Annotated in this window: 10 protein-coding genes and 1 rRNA gene; 6 read left to right on the top strand and 5 right to left on the bottom strand. The window is 73.0% G+C overall.

The window, feature by feature from the left end:
• The first annotated feature begins 307 nt into the window (after positions 1 to 307).
• Positions 308 to 3,610, top strand: a complete 3,303-nt coding sequence (locus ABS735_RS36270; protein WP_373904523.1) for an ATP-binding protein — start codon at positions 308 to 310, stop codon at positions 3,608 to 3,610.
• Here ABS735_RS36270 and ABS735_RS36265 read toward each other — a convergent pair.
• Together ABS735_RS36265 and ABS735_RS36260 are read right to left on the bottom strand one after the other, a co-directional pair.
• Positions 3,597 to 5,663 (bottom strand): sigma-70 family RNA polymerase sigma factor, encoded by a 2,067-nt coding sequence (locus tag ABS735_RS36265; protein WP_373904522.1) that lies wholly within the window; start codon positions 5,661 to 5,663, stop codon positions 3,597 to 3,599. The genes ABS735_RS36270 and ABS735_RS36265 overlap by 14 nt on opposite strands.
• A 212-nt stretch (positions 5,664 to 5,875) precedes the next feature.
• Positions 5,876 to 6,709 carry a TetR/AcrR family transcriptional regulator gene (locus tag ABS735_RS36260; protein ID WP_373904521.1) on the bottom strand — a complete coding sequence of 278 codons (834 nt, stop codon included), beginning with the start codon at positions 6,707 to 6,709 and terminating at the stop codon, positions 5,876 to 5,878.
• 373 nt (positions 6,710 to 7,082) lie between these two features.
• On the opposite strand from ABS735_RS36260, the gene ABS735_RS36255 reads away from it, so the two are divergent.
• Positions 7,083 to 8,456, top strand: coding sequence for an NAD(P)/FAD-dependent oxidoreductase (locus ABS735_RS36255; RefSeq protein ID WP_373905136.1), 1,374 nt, complete (start codon positions 7,083 to 7,085; stop codon positions 8,454 to 8,456).
• A gap of 188 nt (positions 8,457 to 8,644) precedes the next feature.
• Positions 8,645 to 10,312, top strand: a complete 1,668-nt coding sequence (locus ABS735_RS36250; protein ID WP_373904520.1) for an ATP-binding SpoIIE family protein phosphatase — start codon at positions 8,645 to 8,647, stop codon at positions 10,310 to 10,312.
• Positions 10,313 to 10,355: 43 nt separating this feature from the next.
• Here the strand turns inward: ABS735_RS36250 and ABS735_RS36245 are convergent, their stop codons facing one another.
• Positions 10,356 to 11,633: an MDR family MFS transporter gene (locus ABS735_RS36245; protein WP_373905135.1), complete on the bottom strand. Its 1,278-nt coding sequence runs from the start codon at positions 11,631 to 11,633 to the stop codon at positions 10,356 to 10,358.
• Between the two features lie 146 nt (positions 11,634 to 11,779).
• On the opposite strand from ABS735_RS36245, the gene ABS735_RS36240 reads away from it, so the two are divergent.
• Both ABS735_RS36240 and rrf read left to right on the top strand, forming a co-directional pair.
• Complete coding sequence (locus ABS735_RS36240; protein WP_373904519.1) at positions 11,780 to 12,328, top strand: MarR family winged helix-turn-helix transcriptional regulator; 549 nt, start codon at positions 11,780 to 11,782, stop codon at positions 12,326 to 12,328.
• 554 nt (positions 12,329 to 12,882) lie between these two features.
• Positions 12,883 to 12,999 (top strand): 5S ribosomal RNA (gene rrf / locus ABS735_RS36235).
• 58 nt (positions 13,000 to 13,057) lie between these two features.
• Here the strand turns inward: rrf and ABS735_RS36230 are convergent.
• Entirely contained in the window at positions 13,058 to 13,732 is a 675-nt protein-coding gene (locus ABS735_RS36230) for a response regulator (RefSeq protein WP_373904297.1), read from the bottom strand.
• Complete coding sequence (locus tag ABS735_RS36225; protein ID WP_373904296.1) at positions 13,729 to 15,012, bottom strand: sensor histidine kinase; 1,284 nt, start codon at positions 15,010 to 15,012, stop codon at positions 13,729 to 13,731. Before ABS735_RS36225 ends, ABS735_RS36230 begins: the two co-directional genes overlap by 4 nt.
• Positions 15,013 to 15,107: 95 nt before the next feature.
• On the opposite strand from ABS735_RS36225, the gene ABS735_RS36220 reads away from it, so the two are divergent.
• Complete coding sequence (locus ABS735_RS36220; protein ID WP_373904295.1) at positions 15,108 to 15,668, top strand: GNAT family N-acetyltransferase; 561 nt, start codon at positions 15,108 to 15,110, stop codon at positions 15,666 to 15,668.
• The last annotated feature ends 26 nt before the right edge of the window (positions 15,669 to 15,694 follow it).

The following is a 15,694-nucleotide window of genomic DNA, read 5'->3' as shown; positions in this document are numbered from 1 at the left end:
GCGGGCAGCCGCCTGGCCGCCGTCGCTGCGGGCAGTCGTGCCGCTGGGGCGATGGGGGTCCCCCCGCTCGAGCGAAGCCGAGAGTGGGGGAGGGTGGGCGCAGCGGCACCCGGCAAGCGCCGGCCCGCGCGACCCGCCCCGCGCCCGCACCCCCGCCGGGCACCCGGCATGCACCGGCCCGCGCGACCGACCCCGCGCCCGTACCCCCGCCGGGCGCCAGGGCAACGCCGGACCACTGACCGCCCCACGCCGGGCCACCGGACAACGTCAGGTGCCCGCGTCACCCCACTGCGGCGACAATGACCCCGTGCGGTACAGAATTCTGGGCGTCACCCAGACGGAGGACCACGGCACCGTCGCAAGCCCCGGCGGCCCCCGCCTGCGCGCGCTGCTCACCGCCCTCGCCCTGCGTCCCGGTGACGTCGTCCCGCCCGCCACCCTGATCGACGAGGTGTGGGCGGGGGACGATCCCCCGCAGGACGCCCCCGCCGCCCTCCAAGCCCTCGTCGGCCGCCTCCGCCGTACCGTCGGCAAGGAAGCCGTCGTCTCGGCTCCCGGCGGTTACCGGCTCGCGGCGACCCGCGACGACGTGGACCTGTTCGTCTTCGAGCGCCTCGTACGGCAAGGGACCGCCGCCCTCGGACACGGCGACGCCGCGACCGCCGCCCGGCACCTCGACGAGGCACTCGACCTCTGGCGCGGCCCCGCCCTGGCCGACCTGCCCGGCCACGCCGCCGGCCCCGCGGCCCTGCACCTGGAGGCGACCCGCGCCCGCATCGAGGCCGGGCTGCGCCTCGGCGACGCCCACGACGCCGTACCGCGGCTGCGCGAACTGACCACCTCGCACCCGTACGACGAACCGCTGCACGCCCTCCTCATCAGCGCCCTGCGCGCCACCGGCCGCGACGCCGACGCGCTGGCCGCCTACGCGGGCGTCCGCCGCACCCTCGCCGAAGGCCTCGGCACCGAACCCGGCCCCCGCCTGCGCGCCCTGCACGCCGAACTGCTCGGCGGCCGGGGAGCGGGGCGGCCCGCTCCCGAACCCGAGCGGGCTCCCGACGGCCGTAGGGGCAACATCAGGCCTCGGCTCACCGCCTTCGTGGGGCGGGAGCTCGAGCTCGACGCCATCCGTTCCGAACTCCACGGGGCCCGCCTCGTCACCCTCACCGGACCGGGCGGATCCGGAAAGACCCGCCTCGCCGAGGAGGCCGCCGCCGGGCTCGATCAGGCGTGGCTGGTCGAACTCGCCCCGCTCGACCGGCCGGAGGCGGTGCCGGGCGCGGTCGTCAACGCCCTCGGGCTGCGCGAGACCGTGCTGTTGACCGGCGACCGGCCGGCCGTCCAGGACGACCCCGTCGCCCTGCTCGTCGAGTACTGCGCTCCGCGCAGCCAACTCCTGGTCCTCGACAACTGCGAACACGTCATCGGTGCGGCGGCCCGGCTCGCCGAGACCCTGCTGACCCGCTGCCCGGGCCTGACCATCCTCGCCACCAGCCGTGAACCGCTGGGCGTGCCCGGTGAATCGGTGCGCCCGGTCGAGCCGCTCGCTCCCGACCAGGCGCATCGCCTCTTCACCGCGCGCGCGAGCGCCGTGCGTCCCGACGCCGATGCCGTGTTGCGCGACGCGGAGGCGGTCGCCGAGATCTGCCGGCGCCTCGACGGACTGCCCCTCGCCATCGAGCTGGCGGCCGCCCGGCTGCGGCTGCTCACCCCGCGGGAGATCGCCGACCGGCTCGACGACCGCTTCCGCCTGCTGACCTCCGGCAGCCGCACCGTCCTGCCCCGCCAGCAGACGCTGCGCGCGGTCGTCGACTGGTCCTGGGACCTCCTCGACGAGGCGGAACGCACGATGCTGCGCGAGCTGTCCGTCTTCGCGGGCGGCTGGGACCTGGCGGCCGCGGAGGCCGTGGGCACCGGGCCCGCGGCGGAGCTCGTCGGGGCCCTCGTCGACAAGTCCCTGGTCGTCGCCGACCCCGGCACCGAGGGCTCCGGCATGCGCTACCGCATGCTGGAGACCATCCACGAGTACGCCGACGAACGCGCCGCCGAGGTCCCCGGATTGCGCGCCGCCGCCGAGCGGGCCCACCGCACATGGGCGCGCGCCCTGGCCGAGGAGGCCGACCCGCAGCTGCGCTCGGCCGGGCAACTGCCCTACATCACCCGCCTGGAGACCGAGCACGACAACGTACGCGCGGCCCTCGACCGCGCCCTCACCGCGGGCGACGAGCCGGAGGCCGCCGCCCTCGCACTCGCCATGGGCTGGTTCTGGTGGCTGCGCAACTACCGCCACGAAGGCGTCAGATGGCTGGACCGGGTGCTGCGCCTCGGCGCCGCTCTCGACGCGCCCGGCGCTCAGGCGCCGGTGGCTGACGTCCTCGCCCGCCGTACGTCCGCCGCCGATCCCGTCGACGCGCTCCTCGCCGTCCGGGAGGACGACCCTCCCCACCCGCTGCACTCCCTGCGCATGCAGGTGCGGATGATGCACATCCTCCTCACCTTCGAGACCGCGCCGAGGGAGGGGCTGCTGGACGAGCGCATGCGGCGGTACGTCCGGCGGGTGCGGGACCACTTCGCCGCGGGCGGCCCCGAAGCGGCTCGGGTCCCCGGCCTCATCTGGCCGCTGACCGAGTTCTTCGTCAGCGACTCGGGCGACGTCCGGGGTTCCATGGACGCCTCCGTCGCCAATTGCCGTGCGTACGGGGGCGAGTGGGAGATCGCCGCGAGCCTCATGTTCCGCACCCACGCGGTGGTCGACCTCTCGGGCACCCCGGCCGGAATCGACGACGACCTGGCGGAAATGCGCGTGCTCAGCCGCCGCGTCGGCGACCGCCTGGTGGAGGCCCAGGTGTGCAGCGCCTTCGGCGAGGCCGCCATGGTGCGCGGCCGCTACGAGGAGGCCAGGGCCGAGTATGAGGAGGCCCTGCGGCTCGCCGAGGAGGTGGGCGCCTTCGCGGAGGCGCCGTTCCTCATCGCCCGGCTCGCCGAGATCGCCTACCGCGAGGGGGATCACGGCACGGCACTCGGCGTACTCGACGAGGCCGGCGCCGCGGCGGACCGGTACGGCGTGGTGGACTCCAAGGCCTTCGTCCTGATGCTGCGGGCCGGGCTCGCGGTGGTGGAGGAGGACTTCGCACGGGCGCGCGTCCTGTGGGAGGCGGCCCACGAGGAGTGCCTGCGCGGCACGCCTCCGCCGCAGTTCCTGGCGATGCTGGGGCTCGTGGACGCGCTCGTCACGGCGGGCGAGTCGGGCCCGCGGAAGGCCTTGCCGCTGCTGGCGGGCACCATCCGGGCGGCCGTCGAGGAGCGGTGCGCCGACCTGGTCCTCGCGACCCTCGTGGACAGCGCGGCCGGTCTGCTGAGCGACCTCGGCGACCACGCCCGCGCGGTGCGGCTGCTCGGCGCGGCCGGCCACTGGCGGGGCGACCGTCCTCGCCCCATGCCCGACCGCGCGCACGCCGAACGGGCCGAGGCCGCCGCCCGTGGTGCCCTCGGCGGTGAGCGGTACGCCGTCGAACTGGCCGAGGGCGCCGTCCTTACGTCGCAGGACGTCATCGGGGAGCTGGAGGTGGCGGTGGGGGAGCCGGTCCCGCGGGCCCCTACGCGCAGGTGAAGCGGGACTGGGCCCAGTCCGCGAGCGCCACCGAGTCGAAGGGGCTGTGCGGCTCGGTCACCAGTCGCAGGCTCTCGCGCCCCGAGATGTCCACATGGACGGGTACCGCCGGGTCGCCGCCCTTGACCATCCCCGAGTTCCACAGCCGGACGCCGTCGGCGTACACCGAGAAGTGGACCTTGCCCAGCTTCATCGTCAGGTCGTCGACGCCGGCCAGTGCGTCGTAGGACGAGCAGTCACGGTTGAGGTCGATGGTGACCGAGGAACGTCCGTTGACGGTGACGCCGTGCGCGTACCGCACGCCGCCGATGGACAGGGCCGAGCGCTGCCACACCCAGCTGCTCCCGGCCAGCCGCATCTCGGGCCCGGTGCCGTCACCGCTCACGTCGTACGCCAGCTCGCTCCACCGGTAGACGGCGGGCGGGGGCGGCGGGGGAGGTGTGGGGGTAGGGGTCGGAGTGGGGGGCGGGGTCGGCTTCGGGGTGGGCGTGGGCGTGGGAGTGCGCTTCGGAGTCGTGGTCGGCTTCGGGGTGGGGGTGGGGATGGGGGTGGGCGTCGGGGTCGGCTCGGGCGCTGCCACCGGTGCGGGTGGACGGGGCGGCCGCGTCGAGGGCGTGGGAGTGTCCGGGGCGGGCTGCGCCACCGGTGAGGAGGCGGGCGGGGCTGCCTTCGGCGGCTCCTTGGCCGGGGCGTCGTCGCCGATCAGGGCGAGGGCCAGCGCCGCCGCGGCGGCCACCGCGACCACACCGGCCGCGATACCGGCCTTCACCGGCGCGCCCAGCCCCTCGGAGGCCGCCGCACCGCCCCCGGCGCCCGCTCCGCCGGACGTACCGCCGCCCGCCGCGGCCGCCGCACCCGCGGCTCCCGCCGCACCGGCGCCCGCGCCCCCGGCGATGAGCCCCGCCGCCTTCGCGTACCCGGCGACGCCGAACCAGCCGATGACCGCGACGGGCACCACGGCGGGGATGCCGCTCGCGACCTCCTCGATCTGGGTCGCGGCCAGCCGGCACCTGGCGCACTCCTCCAGGTGCTTGCGCAGGCCGCGCTCGGCCCGGATGCGCAGCCTGCCGCGCGCGTACGTGCCGAGCTGGTCGGCATAGCGGGCGCACTCCTGGTCGGTGGCGAGGGCATCGCTGACATGCGCCTGGAGGTAGGCCTGCTTCAGCCCCTCACGGGCGCGGCTGGCGAGGACGCGGGTGCCGTTGGCGTCCAGCCCGAAGAGCATGGCCACCTCGCTCGGCGACTCGTCCTCGACCTCGGTGTGCCACAGCACGGCCTGCCACCGCTCCGGCAGCGACCGGAAGGCCCGCATGGCCATCGACTGCTCGGCCTCGTGCATGGCGCGGACGTCGGCGCCCAGCTCCAGGGTGTCGTCGTCCGGCACCTTCGCGGTGTGCGCGGCCTGTGCGGCGAACACCGCGAAGTCCTCGACGAGTTGTTCCCGCCCGGCCGACCTGGTCCAGCCGGCGGCGACGCGCCGGACCGCGGTGAGCAGGTAGGCGCGTACGGCGTGCTCGGGGCCCGAACCGCCGCGCACCGCCTGGAGCATGCGCGCGAACACCTCGGCGGTGAGGTCGTCCGCGGTGTGGGCGTCGCGGCAGCAGGTGCGCGCGTATCTGCGTACCGCGTCCGCGTGGCGCCGGTACAGCTCCTCGTAGGCCGTGTCGTCGCCCGAGCGCATGCGCTCGATCAACTCCGCGTCGGACGCCGGAAGCTCGCGCGGCGGCGGCAGGATGCCACCGTCGTCCAGCTCCCGGGGCGGCGGCAGAACGCTGTCCTCGTGCCGCTCGCGCTGCGCCGGGACCCCGGCCCCCACCCCCACCTGGCCCCCGTCCCCGGCAGGTGCCTCGCGCTCACCGTCCCCGGCGGGACCGTCCCGCCGGACGGGGGCCGGCCCACCCTGGCCCGGCACCTGGGGCGCGTCGTCGTCCCGGGTCTCGTCGACCAGGGCGTCCATGGCCGGGGTGTCAGCGGCCCGGATGTCGCCGGAGCCGGCGTCACCGGGACCGTTCTCGCCGTCACCGAGTGACCCGTCCCGCCCGTCAACGCTCATCGCGGAAAGCCCCCGCCAACCTGCCCAGCCAGTCCGAACACCGGGTCAGCGTGCCATATTGGCTTTTGTTCAGGACCCCCTTGTGCCGACCATCACTCGTCTGTGGGGACTTGCCGTGCCGCGGTAATGACGCTCAGCCGTTCGGGGAAGGAGAAAGCGGGCCACCCGACGGTGCCGAAGTCCCATACCGGCCCGTCTCTCGGCGGCCCCTCTCACACCGGCCGCGACCGCAGCCCCTCCAGCAGGATGTCCAGCAGCCGGGCCGAGGCCGCCGCCTGCTGGGCCGGGTCCGGCAGCGAGGGCGCCGCCGTGGCTATCACCAGCAGTACGTCCGACACCGACACGTCCGGCCGCAGCTCACCCGCCGTCCGCGCCCGCTCCACGAGCCGGCCCACGACCTCCAGCAGCGCCGCGGCGCCTTCGTCGCCCGCCACGGAGTCAGTGACGGAGTCAGCGACGGAACCCACCCCGCCGGCCGGCGCTCCGGCCGTGGCGGTCTCCTCGGGCACCAGCCGCAGTTCGCCGGTGCCCGGCTGTATCCGCTGCTGCGGCACCCGCGGATCACCGGCCGCCGCACCACCGGCAGCGCCATCACCGCCGTCACCGTCCTCCGACACCCCGACCCGCAACACCTGCGGCGGCAGCAGCCGGCCGGCGCCCGAGGCCACCGACGTCCGCAGGAAACGGGACAGTGCCGACCACGGCTCGTCCTCCTGCCCGAGCGCCGCGCGTGCCTGGTCGGTCAGCCGTGCCGTCTCCTCCTCGGCTATCCGGCGTACCAGCACGTCCTTGCTCGGAAAGCGCCGGTACACCGTGCCGACACCGACCCGCGCGCGCCGTGCCACGTCCTCCATCGGCGCGCCGTACCCCAGCTCGCCGAACACCTCGCGCGCCGCGCGCAGCACGTGCTCCAGATTGCGCTGGGCGTCCACGCGCAAGGGCGCGCTCCGTGCCGCGTCGCCGCGAGCACCGCCCGCCGCCGTACTCATCGCGCCGCCGGGCGCGACAGCCGACGCGGACGGCCAATGAGAATCCTGAACATGCATAGACAATCCCCCGGTAATGACGTCTCCCCCCGGAGACTCTCCCCGCCATCGAAAGCCGGAGTGCTGGGAACGGGCCCGGTTCAGTGGCCCGCCCGTCGCGGACCCCATGAGCACATCCCTCACACTCCGTCGGAAAGAACATAGTTGAGCGAGGGTCAATTCAGAAGGGGCACGTTCCGCACGGAGCGCCCCCCGATCGGAGCACCGATCGCATACGCCCCGAATGTGCCGCTCCCGACCCCCACTCCCACCCCCGCTGACCTGCGCGATCACATCTCGCCGCGGTGGTTCGCCCGCCTGCGCGCCCCCGCGATCTCCGGTCACACAATTTGACGAGCCTGTGGACAAACGCAAGCGCCGGGTGCGTCATGGGGTGGTGAAGGAACGTGCGCGCATTCTCGTTGTCGGTGGTGGCTACGTCGGGATGTACACGGCCCTGCGGCTGCAACGGAATCTGAAGGGCGAACTGCGGCGGGGCGAGGCCGAGATCATGGTCGTCACCCCCGACCCCTACATGACGTACCAGCCGTTTCTCCCCGAAGCGGCGGCCGGTTCCATCTCCCCGCGGCACGTCGTCGTACCCCTGCGCCGCGTCCTCGGCCAGTGCGAGGTCGTCATCGGCGAGGTCCGGTCCATCGACCACACGACACGCACCGCCACCCTCACCACCCTCGCCACCGACGAGGAGAGGACCGGCGCCCGGCGGGTGACGTACGACGAACTCGTCCTCGCGCCCGGCTCCGTCTCGCGCACCCTGCCCGTCCCCGGCCTCGCCGACCACGGAGTCGGCTTCAAGACCGTCGAAGAGGCCATCGGCCTGCGCAACCACGTCCTCGAACAGCTGGACATCGCCTCCTCCACCCGCGACCCCGCCATCCGCGACGCCGCCCTCACCTTCGTCTTCGTCGGCGGCGGCTACGCGGGCGTGGAGGCCCTCGGCGAGCTGGAGGACATGGCCCGCTACGCCGCGCGGTACTACCACAACGTCACCCCCGAGGACATGAAGTGGATCCTCGTCGAGGCCTCGGGCCGCGTCCTGCCCGAGGTCGGCGAGGAGCTGGGCCGCTACACGGTCACCGAACTGCGCCGCCGCAACATCGACGTACGCCTGGACACCCGCCTCGAGTCCTGCGCCGACCGCGTCGCCGTCCTCAGCGACGGCTCCCGCTTCCCCACCCGGACGGTCGTCTGGACCGCCGGCGTCAAACCGCACCCGGTCCTCGCCGCCACCGACCTCCCCCTCGACGACCGAGGCCGGCTCACCTGCACCGCCCACCTGTCGGTCGACGGCGCCCCGCACGCGTGGGCGGCCGGGGACGCCGCCGCCGTCCCCGACGTCACCGCCGCCGAACCCGGCCGCAACTGCGCCCCCAACGCCCAGCACGCCGTCCGCCAGGCCGGGGTCCTCGGCGACAACGTCACCCACGCCCTGCGCGGCGAGCCCCTCGACACCTACGCGCACAAATACGCCGGCTCCGTCGCCTCCCTCGGCTTCCACAAGGGCGTCGCGCACGTCTACGGGCGCAAGCTCAAGGGCTATCCGGCGTGGTTCATGCACCGCGCCTACCACCTGAGCCGGGTCCCCACCGTCAACCGCAAGGCGCGCGTGCTGGCCGAATGGGTGATCGCCGGACTCTTCAAACGGGAGATCGTCTCTCTCGGATCACTCGAACATCCGCGGGCGGAGTTCGAACTCGCGGCCGGTGGAAAGCCTTCTCAGGAGCCACCGCACAACTCGAAGGGGTAGTCCTGACCGGACTCAGGAACTCCCCCGGCCACTGGGGCGTCTGACGGATGTCGGCCGGGCGGGCACCCTGCCAGACTGGTCCACCACCGCGGGCGCGCCACCGCTCGCCCCAGCGCCGCCCCCGGGGCCCGGGCCGCCCCGGCCCGTCCCGGTCCCCGGCCGCCGACAACTACACGAGGCAAGGATTCGTGAACTTCACGCGCTGGAGCGCCCGACTCCCCGGAACACAGCGCCGCGCCGCGACGCGGACCGACACGTCGGTCGCCTCCGACCGACGGGGAGACGGCTCCGTACCCGCCGCCCGCGCCGAACAGCTGACCGACGAGGCCCCACCCACCCCCGACGTCGACGACCTGCCCGTACGCGACGTCCTCGACCGCGTCCCGGCCCTCGTCGCCCTCGTCCACGGCCCCGAGCACCGCCTCGCCTACGTCAACGACGCCTACGTCGCCGCCTTCGGCACGCGTGACCTCGGCGCCCGCGCCCGCGAGGCCCTCCCCGAGCTGGACGAGCCCGGCCTCTTCCCGCTCCTGGACCAGGTCCAGCGCAGCGGCCGGCCCCGCACCCTCAAGTCACGCAAGGCCCCCGACGGCCGTTCCTACACCTTCACCTGCACCCCGGTCACCGGGACCGGGAGCGAGGACGGACGAGGCGGTCGTGACGGCCGGGGCGTCCTCGTCTTCGCCACCGACGTCACCGACCACGCCGAAGCCGCGGGCCGCCTGCGCGCGAGCGAACGCAGCCAGCGCGAGACCGCCGTCACCCTCCAGCGCTCACTCCTCCCGCAGGAACTGGAGGAGCCCGACGACCTGCGCGTCGCCGCCACCTACCACCCCGGCGGCACCGAGGCAGCGGTCGGCGGCGACTGGTACGACGTGATCACCCTCGGCGGCGGCCGCACCGCCCTCGTCATCGGCGACGTCATGGGCAGAGGCGTCCGCGCGGCAGCCGTCATGGGCCAGCTCCGTACGGCGGTCAGGGCCTACGCCCGCCTCGACCTGCCCCCGCACGAGGTGCTCCAGCTCCTCGACGGCCTCGCCGCCGAGATCGACGCCAACCAGATCGCCACCTGCGTCTACGCCATCCACGACCCGAACGAGGGCCGGCTGGTCTACGCGTCCGCCGGCCACCTGCCCATCCTGGTCCGCGACGAGGACGGCACCGTACAGCGCGCCGACGAACCCACCGGCCCGCCGCTCGGCACCGGCGGCTGGATCCACGCCTCCGGCTCGATCGCCCTGCCCCCCGGCTCCACGGCCGTCCTCTACACAGACGGCCTGGTGGAACGCCGCGATGAGGACCTCGACGAGGGCATCGCCGCCCTGGAGCGCGCCCTGTCCGGCGCCACCGGCACGCCCCAGGTCGTCTGCGACCGCCTGATCCGTTCGGCGGGCGTCACCCCGGAGCACGACGACGACGTCGCCGTCCTCGTCCTCCAGCACCCCGCCCGCAAGGGCACCGAGGCCGAGCTGTTCCGCAACGCCGCCCTGGAACTGCTCGGCGGCGTGGAAGCGGCACCACGCGCGCGTGCCTTCGCCTCCGGCGTCCTCACCAGCTGGCGCTTCCCCACCGACCTGCACGACCTCGGCGTCCTGGCCGCCAGCGAACTGGTCGCCAACTCCCTCCAGCACGGCACCCCGCCTATGCGGCTGCGCCTGCGCCGCACCGACCGCCGCCTGATCATCGAGGTGACCGACGGCGACGACCACCTGCCCAGGCGCCGCCGCGCGGAGCCCGGCGACGAGTCCGGCCGGGGCATCGCCATCGTCGCGACGATCGCCTCCAACTGGGGGTCCCGGCGCACTCCGGGCGGCGGCAAGGCGGTCTGGTGCGAGTTCGTCCTGCAGAAGCCGTGAGCCGACGGCGGAGGCGGTGAGAACGCAAGGCTCCCGGACCCGCTCACGCCTCCGCGGCCACCACCGCGTCGGCCGGCGCCCCGCCCTGCGTGACCACCCGGCTCCGCGCGAGCGACGGCTGGTTCTGTACGTCCGTGAGCTGCCGCCCCAGCCGCACCGCCAGCACCGTGATGCCCAGCGAGAACAACAGGAACGCCACGATGTACGGCCCGTGCAGCGAGGCCCCGAGCGGCCCGCCCACCGCGGGACCGATCGCCAGGGCGAGCTGCTTCACCAGGGCGAAGGCGGAGTTGTACTGCCCGGCGAGCCCGGTCGGCGCCAGGTCCGCCACCAGCGGCGCCAGCGTCGGCGACAGCATCGCCTCACCCAGCCCGAACAGCGCGTACGTCGAGATGAACGCGGCCGTCGCCATCGCCTGGCTGCCGTGCCCGAGCCCGGCGTATCCGGCCACGGCCCATGCGACGGCCCAGATCAGCCCCACGGATGCGATCACGCGCGAGCGCTTGCGCCGCTCCACGAACTTCAGCACCGCGAACTGCGCGATCACGATCATCAGCGTGTTCGCCGCCAGCGCGGTCCCCAGCGCGGACGTGGAGATCCCGGCCGCCTCGACGCCGTACGCGCTCAGCCCCGACTCGAACTGCCCGTAGCAGGCGAAGAACAGCACGAAGCCCAGTACGCACAGCTGCACCATGGCCCGGTTGCCGAGCAGCTGCTTCCAGCTCCCGCCGCCGGTCTGTCCCGGCGCCTCCTCGATCCGCGGCGCGCGCGGCGCCCGCACCGTCGCCATGACGGCGACCAGCACCAGGAACATCGCCGCCTCGATGGCGAACAGCAGCGTGAAGGACGACGCGCTCGTGGTGTCGACCAGGTGGCCACCGATGAGCCCGCCGACGCCGAGCCCCAGGTTCTGCAGGAAGAACTGCATCGCGAACGCCCGTGACCGGGTCTCCGTCGTGGAGCAGTCCACGATCATCGTGGCGAGCGCCGGCTGCATCACGGCCTGCCCCGCGCCCAGCGCGGCGGCGGACAGCAGCACCGTGCCCGCCGAGGCCGACAGCCCCAGGCTCAGCGCGCCGATCGCGGCGGTGACCAGGGCGACCAGAAGTACCGGCAGCGGGCCGCGCCGGACGATGGCCCGTCCGGCGAACGGCAGCACGATCAGCGCGGCCACGGCGAAGACGGCGAGCACGAGACCCGCCGTGACAGAACCCAGTCCCCGTACCTGCGCCACATAGACGTACAGGTAGGGGACTGTGAAGCCGAGTCCGAACGCGCTGAGTGCGTTGCCCACGTGGATCCGGCGCATCGCCGCGCCCATTGCCCTGGTCACGTTCACCCTCTCTTGACCTCTCGGGATCGATCGCTTCAGCCGTTAGAGCTGAAGACTTAGAAGCTAAAGTTCGAAGGTAAAGAGTACATAGCGAAGGACTTCAAGGCAAAGGAGCCGCGTGCCATACTGCGGCCATGGGCGACACCTCCGGCGCCGGCGAGCCGACACTCGAAGAGCAGATCGCCGCCTACCAGCGCGAGTTCCAGGACCTCGACCCCCAGGTCGAGAAGATCGTCTCGGCGCTCTCCCGCCTCAACCGCCGTATGAACGTCGCGTACGGCCGGCAGACCGCCGAGCTGGGCATCAGCAACACGGACTGGGAGGTGCTGAAGGCCCTCGTGCTCTCCGGCGCCCCCTACCGTCTCGGCCCCGGAGACCTCGCCAAGCGCCTCGGCCTGACGCCGGCCGCGATGACCCACCGCATCGACCGCATGGTCACGGAGGGTCTGGTCACCCGGGAGCGCGACGAGACCAACCGGGTCCGCGTGATCGTGGCGATCACCGCGGAGGGACGCGAGAAGTGGCTGGCGGCCATGCGCCTCGCCACGGTCTTCGAGGAGGACCTGCTCCAGGACCTCTCCGCCGACGACCGCAGCGCGCTCGGCGAGGTGCTCACCCGACTCCTGCGCCGGGTGGAGCACGCGCAGCCGGACGCCGGTGGCCGGCTCAGCGACCTCGATTAAAGATCTTGACAGCCATGCTTGACAGCCTCTTGTGAGATCCGTAAGGTTCTTCGGGTTGCCACGGGACCGTAACGGTTCTGCGGTAGCACCTCCCGCCGCAGCAGCGGCAATCAAACCACCAGCACGATCCCCAGCGGGAATGACTTCGGTGCGCCCGAATTCAATTCCGATGGGCACTCGTCGCCCCGATCGACCCCGATTGGGAATCGCCGAGAGGGTCCGCTAAGGTTTGAGACGTCGGAACGGCCCAACAGCCGGGAAGGCAACCCCCTCTGACGGGGAATCAGAGCCCGAAAGGATCTGATAGAGTCGGAACCGCCGGAAAGGGAAACGCGAAAGCGGGAACCTGGAAAGCACCGAGGAAATCGGATCGGAAAGATCTGATAGAGTCGGAAACGCAAGACCGAAGGGAAGCGCCCGGAGGAAAGCCCGAGAGGGTGAGTACAAAGGAAGCGTCCGTTCCTTGAGAACTCAACAGCGTGCCAAAAGTCAACGCCAGATATGTTGATACCCCGACCTGATCGGTTCGATCGGGTTGAGGTTCCTTTGAAACACACAGCGAGGATAGCGTAGGGGAAACGCCCGGTTACATTTCGAACCCGGAAGCTAAGCCTTACAGCGCCGATGGTACTGCAGGGGGGACCCTGTGGGAGAGTAGGACGCCGCCGAACAATTATTGCGAGAAAACCCCTCACCGGGAACGGTGCGGGGTTTTCTGCGTTTACGGCATCATTTCTGTCCCACCAGTTTCGTTTCGTAGGCCAGGATGACCGCCTGGACGCGGTCTCTCGAGCCTGTCTTGGCCAGGATGCGGCCCACGTGGGTTTTGACCGTCGACTCCGCCAGGTGGAAGCGTTCCGCTATCTCCGTGTTGGTCCAGCCCTGGCCCATGACCCGCAGGATCTCGGTCTCGCGTTCGGTGAGCGAGGACAGGCGGGGATCGGGGGAGTCAGGGGAACCGTCCGGCTCTGCGGCCGCCGGCAGATGGTGGACGTACGCGTCGAGCAGGCGGCGGGTCAGGCTCGGGGCCACCACCGCATCGCCCGTGGCCACCGCACGGATGCCGGAGAGGAGCTCCTCCGGCTGGGCGTCCTTGACGAGGAAGCCGGACGCGCCGGCGCGCAGGCCGGAGTAGGCGTACTCGTCGAGGTCGAAGGTCGTGAGGATGAGGACGCGGGAGGGGCCGCCGCCGGTGACGATACGACGGGTCGCCTCGATGCCGTCCAGGCCGGGCATGCGGACGTCCATGAGGACGACGTCGGGGTGGAGTTCGGCCGTCATCCGGGTCGCTTCGGCGCCATCGGACGCCTCCCCCACGACCGTCATGTCGTCCTGGCTCTCCAGAAGCATCCGGAAGCCGAAGCGCTGAAGGGGCTGGTCGTCGGCTATGAGGACGGTGGTCACTGCGGGGATTCCTCCGGTAGGTGCAGATGGACGCGCCAGCCCCGCTCGGGGGCCGGGCGTGGGCCGGCCTCAAGTGTGCCCCCGTACAGGGACGTTCGTTCGCGCATCCCGGGCAGGCCGCGGCCGCCGGTGAGGGCGGGGGACGGGAGCGGGGTCGCCCGGCCCGTGTCGGTCACGGTGAGGGTGACGGCGCCGCCCGCCCCGTAGAAGAGCTCGATGTCAGCGGTGGCGTCGGGGCCGGCGTGCTTGAGGGTGTTGGTGAGGGCTTCCTGGATGACGCGGTAGAGGGTGAGCTGGCGGCCCTCGGGGAGGGTGGGCTCGCCCCTGACCGTCTTACGGACAGGCAGGCCGGCCCGGCGGACGCCGTCGAGGAGGCGGTCGAGGTCGGTGAGGGCCGGCTGCGGGGCCAGTTCGGGAGCCGTACGGTCGTCGTCCTGGGCGTCGTCGCGCAGGACGTCCAGGAGGCGGCGGAGTTCGCCCAGGGCCTGCCGGCTGGTGGTGCCGATGGCGTCGAGGGCCTGGGCGGCGCGGTCGGGGGACTTGGCGGCGGCGTACCGGCCGCCGTCGGCGAGGCCGGTGATGACGGAGAGGTTGTGGCCGATGATGTCGTGCATCTCCCTGGCTATGCGCGCGCGTTCGGCGGCGGCGGCGAGCCGTACCTGTTGGTCGCGTTCGGTTTCGAGGCGGCGGGCACGGTCCTCGAGGACCTCGGTGTGGTCGCGCCGGGCGCGGACGGTGACGCCGATGAGGGCGGCCACGCCGATGGAGAGGAGTTGCGAGCCGACCTGCTGGTTCCAGGAGCCCGCGTCGTCCCCGTAGCGGACGACCGTGACACAGGCCGGGGCCGTCACCAGGGCCACCGCCCACCAGAGGTTGCGCAGCGGCAGCCGCAGGGCGATGTGGTGGACGAGGAGGAGTTGGAGCAGGGCGGCTTGGAGGGCGGCGCCCGACCAGGCGCTCACCAGGGCCGCGGGCAACGTGGCGAGGAGGGCCGCCCCGGGGTGGCTGCGGCGCCACAGGAGCGGGACGGAGAGGACGAGGCTGAGCGCGAGGACGAGGCCGACGGGGACGTCGGGGTCGTGGGCGACGTTGCGCCAGCCGCCGCCGGAGGCGTCGATCAGTGCGGCCAGTACCCAGAAGCCGGTGAGGAGCAGGTCCCAGAGGAGGGGACGGCGACGGTCGAAGTCGCGGACCCGGCGGTTGACGCGCTGGACGTACTCGGTGAGGGGCTCGGCCGCCCGGTCTTCCGGGAGGGGCTGCGCGGGGTCCACGTGGTCCATCCGGCCATGGTCGGGGGTTCCGGGGCCGTCGGGCGTCCTTCCGGAGGCCGTATATGAGGTGAGGGGCGTAGTACCCGGGTATTACGGTGGCCGGCATGAGTGCCTCGATCCCCGGTGACTACGTGATCCGCTCCATACGCGCCGACGAGTGGCCCGCGGTGAAGGAGCTGCGGCTGCGTGCGCTGCGGGATCCGGTCGCGGATCTCGCGTTTCTGGATACGTACGAGGACGCCGCGGCGCGTCCGGACTCCTTCTGGCAGGAGCGGGCGGCCGGGGGCGCCGAGGGCGCTTCGGGGGCGCAGCAGATCGTGGCCGAGGGGCCCGGCGGGCTGTGGCTGGGCACGCTGACGGTGCTGATGGAGGAGGCCGGGTCGACGGACTGGGCCGGGTTCCCGGTGGAGCGGCGTCAGGGGCATGTCGTCGGGGTGTTCGTGCGGCCCGAGTGGCGGGGGAGCGGGCTGACCAAGGCGCTGTTCGCCGCCGGTCTCGACTGGGCCTGGGCCAACGGCGCGGAGCGGATGCGGCTCATCGTGCATCCCGACAACGAGCGGGCGCAGGGGGCCTACCGCAAGGCCGGGTTCGCGCCGAGCGGGCGGACGGTGCCGCTGGTGGGCGGGACCGGTGACTACGAGCTGGAGTACGTGCTGGAGCGCTAGCGCGGACGCCGCGCGCCGGTCCGTGT

The sequence above is a fragment of the Streptomyces sp. MMCC 100 genome (genome assembly GCF_041538145.2).
Classification (GTDB): domain Bacteria; phylum Actinomycetota; class Actinomycetes; order Streptomycetales; family Streptomycetaceae; genus Streptomyces.
The sequence above is the reverse complement of the archived record's forward strand: the minus strand, read 5'-3'. Positions and strand labels throughout refer to the sequence as shown.